The sequence below is a fragment of the Vibrio sp. M260118 genome (assembly GCF_036533755.1).
In the GTDB taxonomy this organism is placed as follows: Bacteria; Pseudomonadota; Gammaproteobacteria; order Enterobacterales; family Vibrionaceae; genus Vibrio.
Genome location: NZ_JATABG010000217.1, coordinates 1 through 5,944, shown reverse-complemented (window position 1 = coordinate 5,944; position 5,944 = coordinate 1). Strand labels below are relative to the sequence as shown.

The 5,944-nt window shown below is 44.7% G+C and carries 7 protein-coding genes; 5 read left to right on the top strand and 2 right to left on the bottom strand.

Going from position 1 to position 5,944, the window contains the following annotated elements; all coding sequences use genetic code 11:
- Positions 1–780 (top strand): putative nucleotidyltransferase substrate binding domain-containing protein (locus QTO00_RS13100; protein ID WP_331425203.1); only part of this gene is annotated, 780 nt, incomplete at its 5' end.
- 7 nt (positions 781–787) lie between these two features.
- The gene (locus QTO00_RS13095; RefSeq protein ID WP_331425202.1) at positions 788–1,507 is read left to right on the top strand and encodes a 3'-5' exonuclease; all 720 of its coding nucleotides are present in this window, start codon (positions 788–790) and stop codon (positions 1,505–1,507) included.
- 50 nt (positions 1,508–1,557) lie between these two features.
- On the opposite strand, the gene QTO00_RS13090 is transcribed toward QTO00_RS13095, so the two are convergent.
- Complete coding sequence (locus QTO00_RS13090) at positions 1,558–3,129, bottom strand: BCCT family transporter (RefSeq protein ID WP_331425201.1); 1,572 nt, start codon at positions 3,127–3,129, stop codon at positions 1,558–1,560.
- Positions 3,130–3,504: 375 nt separating this feature from the next.
- Here QTO00_RS13090 and QTO00_RS13085 point away from each other — a divergent pair, with 375 nt between their 5' ends.
- Entirely contained in the window at positions 3,505–3,981 is a 477-nt protein-coding gene (locus tag QTO00_RS13085) for a MarR family winged helix-turn-helix transcriptional regulator (protein ID WP_038201281.1), read from the top strand.
- Between the two features lie 23 nt (positions 3,982–4,004).
- Here QTO00_RS13085 and QTO00_RS13080 read toward each other — a convergent pair whose 3' ends face one another.
- Entirely contained in the window at positions 4,005–4,469 is a 465-nt protein-coding gene (locus tag QTO00_RS13080) for an Lrp/AsnC family transcriptional regulator (protein WP_038201284.1), read from the bottom strand.
- A gap of 166 nt (positions 4,470–4,635) precedes the next feature.
- Between QTO00_RS13080 and QTO00_RS13075 the strand changes: the two genes are divergently transcribed.
- Both QTO00_RS13075 and QTO00_RS13070 read left to right on the top strand, forming a co-directional pair.
- Positions 4,636–5,544 carry a DMT family transporter gene (locus QTO00_RS13075; protein ID WP_443088929.1) on the top strand — a complete coding sequence of 303 codons (909 nt, stop codon included), beginning with the start codon at positions 4,636–4,638 and terminating at the stop codon, positions 5,542–5,544.
- Positions 5,545–5,622: 78 nt separating this feature from the next.
- On the top strand, positions 5,623–5,931 hold the full coding sequence (locus QTO00_RS13070; RefSeq protein ID WP_331425200.1) for a cysteine-rich CWC family protein: 309 nt from the start codon (positions 5,623–5,625) through the stop codon (positions 5,929–5,931).
- Positions 5,932–5,944: the final 13 nt, after the last annotated feature.

Genomic DNA, 5,944 nt, shown 5'->3' with positions numbered 1-5,944 from the left:
GACCAAGACAACGCCATCATTCTCGATAACACCTATGTGAAAGAGCAACACGACAGCTACTTTACCGAACTGGCAAAACGGGTGTGTGACGGACTCGACCAATGTGGTTACAGCTATTGTACTGGCGATATCATGGCGACTAACCCGGACTGGCGCATGACACGAACCGAGTGGGAAGAGTGTTTCGCTGATTGGATTGATGACCCAAATCCAAAAGCGCTGCTTAATGCCTCCATCTTTTTTGACCTTGATGGGGTCTACGGACGATTGAAGTGGGCAGAACACTTAAATGGATTTATCGTCCGTCGAGCAAGAAAAAACAACCGATTCTTAGCCTGCTTGGCTCGCAATGCAATGAATCGCACACCTCCTCTTGGGTTCTTTAAAGATTTCGTTATGGAAAAAGATGGTAGACACAAGAACTCCATCAACCTAAAGCGCCGTGGAACTGCGCCATTGGCTGATCTTATTCGCGTACATGCGCTTGCCGTAGGATCTCGTTCAAAAAACTCATTCGAGCGCTTAGACGACATCCATGAAGCGGGCATTTTGCCCAAAGGGAAAGCTCGCGACCTAAGTGACGCGCTAGAGTTTATCTCCATGGTCCGAATTCGCCATCAGGCATTCGACGTAGAAAATGAAATTGACCCTGATAACAACATAGAGCCAGAAAACTTATCCGACTTTGAAAGGCGCAACTTAAAAGACGCCTTCCAAATCCTGAGCAATGCGCAAAACTTCCTCAAGTTCCGTTACCAAGCTAGCAACAACTTTAAGTGAGGTACTGATGTTTAGCAAAATAATGTCACCACCTTCTATAGACTGGCCAACAAAATTCAGCCGCAAGCTCGAGGTGGTAAAAGACCACGCACTGCAACAGTACTACAATGCAGGTTTACCTGACTCAGCGACTCCAATTGAAGAGGTGGTTTTTCTTGCAATGGATTTTGAGACGACGGGGTTAGATTCAGAGCAAGATGACATCATCACCATTGGTACTGTTCCTTTTACGCTAAATCGAATTTTCATGAACCAGGCAAAGCATTGGACAGTGAAACCACGTAAGCAGCTGCCTGAAGAGTCAGTGGTGATCCACGGTATCACCCATTCCGATGTACTGGATGCGCCAGATTTAATTAATACCTATGAAGAGATTCTAAAGGAAATGTCAGGCAAGGTGATGGTGGTTCACTATCAAAGAATCGAGAGAGAGTTTTTTGATGCGGCGCTTAATACGCGAATTCACGAAGGTATTGAGTTTCCGGTAATCGACACGATGCATATTGAGACTCTTGTTCAACATAAGGTCAGTGGTGGCGTTATCAATAGAATCCGTGGTCGTAAGCCCGCATCAGTGCGCCTTGGCACAAGCCGCACTCGCTATGGTCTTCCACTATACACGCCTCATCATGCCCTGACTGACGCGCTTGCCACGGCAGAACTGCTTCAAGCACAAATCGCTCACCATTACGATAGAAATGCACCTATTAGCCAATTCTGGATATAGAAAAAAAGGGACGATTAACGTCCCTTTTAAGCCTTTATTCTAAGTATTATTTAACGCTTCTCGGTGCGCATACCCATCAATAAGCTTACACACATAAGCAGCAGAACAAAGGTAAATGGCAGCGCGGTTGAGATTGCGCCCGCTTGCAGCGCTTGAACCGCTTCAGAACCGCCAATCCACAGCAGAGCGACGGCAATTGCACCTTCCATAAAGGCCCAGAATACGCGTTGAATCACTGGTGCATCAACTTTACCACCAGCAGTGATACTGTCGATGACCAATGAACCTGAGTCAGACGAAGTAATAAAGAATACCAGTACCAATACAATCGCAATGATCGATAGTAGCGAACCAAAAGGAAGCACATCGAACATTTGGAACATAGCTAGCGAAACGTCTGTCAAACCTTGCGAGCCTAACTCGCCAACACCGTTAATCACTTGATCAATCGCCATACCACCAAACGTCGACATCCATAGCAGTGTCACAGCTGTTGGCACTAGTAGAACCGCAGTGATGAACTCACGTACCGTGCGACCTTTTGATACACGCGCAATGAACATACCTACGAATGGTGACCACGAGATCCACCAAGCCCAGTAGAATACAGTCCAACCTTGGAACCACGCTTCATCTTCACGCCCATGAGGGTTGCTTAATGGAATCAGATTTTCTAGGTAAGCCATCAGCGTGGTGCCAATATTGCCTACTACAATTGCACAACCGATAAGAGCAACGAGAACAAGCAGCAAGAATGCAACAATCATGTTGATGTTACTAATCACTTTTACGCCGCCATCGATACCACGGATTACTGACACAACCGCTAGCAAGGTAACTGTCGTAATCACAACAACTTGTAAACCTAGACCCGTTTCAACACCAAATACATGGTGAATACCACTTGCTGCTTGCTGTGCACCTAAACCTAGTGAGGTTGCTAGACCAAACAGCGTCGCCAATACCGCTAAAATATCTACAATGTGACCAGCCCAGCCCCAAGCACGATCGCCTAATATCGGATAGAAAATCGAACGGATCGAAAGTGGCAGACCTTTATTGTATGCAAAGAAAGCTAACGACAGAGCAACAACACCATAAATAGCCCAAGGATGTAAACCCCAATGGAACATAGTTGCACCTAAAGCCAACTTAGCCGCTTCTGCAGAGTTAGCCTCAACACCTAATGGAGTTTCATACCAACCTGTGAAGTAAGCAACTGGCTCTGCGACACTCCAAAACATCAAGCCAATACCCATACCGGCTGCAAACAACATCGATAGCCAAGAAACGTATGAGTAGTCAGCAGTCGCATCACTACCACCTAATCTAATTTTTCCCAATGGCGACACAATTAGGGCTAAACAGAAAACAACAAAGATGTTACCTGACCAAATAAACAGCCAGTCGAAACTTCCGATAATTTGCCACTTAATGCCATCAAGAGTCGCTTTCGCTGACTCTGCATCCATCACCAAAACAGCAATCAAAAATACTGCTATGAGTCCTGCACTCCAACCAAATACTGGATTGTGTACATCAAATCCCCATTTCTGTACGTTATCTTGACCGATCGTGTAATCAGTACTGTCGATACTGTACTTGTCTATGCCTTTAGTCATCATTCCTCTCTAGCATCTGATTCCTCAATGCGTACCAGCCAACTCACACAAAATCGTTAGAGTTAAAATCTATTTTTCAACAGAATAGTCTGATACGTCTCTTCATATTGTACGCTTCTTGTAATTATGTTCCAGTATTAAGCTATTTTTTAGCCACAATTTAATAAAACAACCAATCGAACGCACAAAAAGTAGGCATCTTATTGTACACTTACAACTAAATATTATTCGAACACTAAGCAAGTTGGTCCACCAATCGATGGCGGGAGAAAGAAGGTAGTAATATTTGTGACGTTAAGGCTTTTTTTACTCGCACAATTGATGTATTTTCGCCTACTTTATCCCCCAAACTCTCAGTGAAATAAAGGAATCGCATTGGAAAAGCACGAAGAAGTTCTGGTCTCGATTCGCCAAATTATTCGAGCGATCGATTTACACTCCAAAAAACTCAGCAAAGAGTCTGGCCTGACCGGGCCACAACTTATCCTGATGCGCTCTATTAAAGAGTTAGGTGAAGTGACCATTCGACAGCTGTCGGATCACACCAATATGAGTCAAGCAACAGCAACCACCATTCTCGATCGCCTAGAGCGTAATGGTTTAGTGAAGCGTGTTCGAAGCGTTAAAGATAAGCGTAAAGTCCACGCTCATTTAACCGAAGATGGGGAGAAGCTACTCCAAGATGCACCGACTCCGCTCCAACAAAGCTTTATTACTAAATTCCAGCGTTTAGAAGAGTGGGAACAATCACTACTACTTTCATCAGTGCAACGTATCTCTTCAATGATGAATGCCGAAGACATTGAAGTAGCGCCTGTTCTTGAGCTAGGCAGTATCACTAAGCCAGAGTGACCTATTTCCCCCCAATTCGCGCGTCATTTGCTTGCGCTGAAGATGGGCAACTCACTCCCACCTTTGACTTGCCGAATAGCAAGGTGGGTGTGAATATCCTTTACGTTTTCCAAGCGCTGAAGCTTACGTGTAAATGATTCATACCCTGCTAAATCGTGACTAACCACCTCCAAAAGGTAGTCGTATGCGCCGGACACGACGTGGCAACTGATCACCTCATCCATGTCTTGAACGGCTTGTTCAAACTCATCAATGCTCAGCGCTTGATGATTGTTTAAGCTGACCTCAACAAATACCGTCATTCCCACACCAATTAGCGCCTTGTTTAAGCTCGCTCGATAGCTATCAATAATCCCCAGTTCCTCAAGGCGTTTAATCCGTCTTGCACACGGCGACGCGGACAAACCTACCTTATCTGCTATATCAGCCGTTGACTGGCGTGCATCTTGTTGTAACAAACGTAAAATGTGTTTATCGATTCTATCCATATCTCTTACGCTCTTTTCTGGCAAAAAATAGCAAATTTTTAATTGAATTAGTCAAATAAAGCTTTATTACCAACCGATATTGCCACATTTCACCGTCAGTTACGCATCATAATGTTGATATGTAGAGTTTTGGTCACATATGGACATGATATCTGGATATTTGGCAATGATTGCCACCCTATTACTTTGGTCTGGTTTTTTCCTATCACTTAGAAGTGGTGCACACTCGGAACTTATGATCGCCGATATAGCAATTACCCGCTTTGTGGTTCCTTGCCTAGTGTTACTGCCAGTCGTCTACCAAGCGCGACAAGCCATATCACAAGTTCCTAAACGTTACCTAGTTGGGATGTTTATTGGTAGCGGGCTACCTTACCTATTTATCGCTGGCAGCGGAATGAGCTTGGCGCCTGTTTCTGATGGAAGTGCTCTGGTTCCAGGCACACTACCTTTGTTCGTATCTGCCATTGCGGTCATACTGTTTAAGCAGCCATTAAGCTCGCACCGGGTGGTAGGTTTAGCGCTTGTGATCATCGGGATAGCCACTTTCCTCATGCAGAGTTTTGCTGACTCTTCATTGTGGAAAGGACACCTACTATTTCTGATTGGCAGTGCGATGTGGGCGATATTTACCATCTGCGCCCGAGTTTCAAACTTGAATCCACTGGCTGCATCGGGGCTTGTTTCATTAATGTCTATGATAGTCTTAATATCGTTAATCTTTTCAGGCGTTGTGCAGAGTTCCTTACACAGCAGTCCCTTTAGCGAGTGGCCTTGGACGGAACTGAGTGGCCATATACTGCTTCAAGGTATTGGCGCAGGTTTAATCGCCGCTTTTACCTACCTACATGCAATTTCTACATTGGGCGCAGAACGCACTGCCGCTTTTGGTGCAGCGACCCCGGCAATGGCGACGGTTCTCGCAATCCCAGTATTCAATGAGACACCTTCGCTCTTTGGTTGGTTGGCTCTCATCTTTATCTGCTTCGGGAGCTTGATTGCGAGCAATATTTTAATGAAAAAAGATGCCTCTCTAGAGTACCAGCCGCCCTCTTTTCAAAATGGAACTAAATAATTCTAAGACATGACTTTTGATGTTATGTAAATAACTCGATATAGTCGCGTCATTCGTTTGTATTTATGGAAATAGGATTTGAAAACGCCCTGTATCGCAGCTTGCAAAAATAATGATGGTATCTGTAGTGGCTGCCACCGCACCATAAATGAAATCATCAACTGGCGTCATCTTTCAGATCAAGAACGTGAGCAAATTATGGCAAACCTCAGCGGAGACGCTTCAACCCATCGATGTCCTTCGTGTGGGGAGCAAGCTCAATGCGACATTAGCCAAGGAAAATCAACCTGTTGGTGTTTTGATATAGATAAACGCGATACTTCAAACCTAGCAAAAACTGGCACTTGTTTATGTCGAAGATGTTTGTCTAAGTTACCAACCAAATAACCTCTGTAAAAAT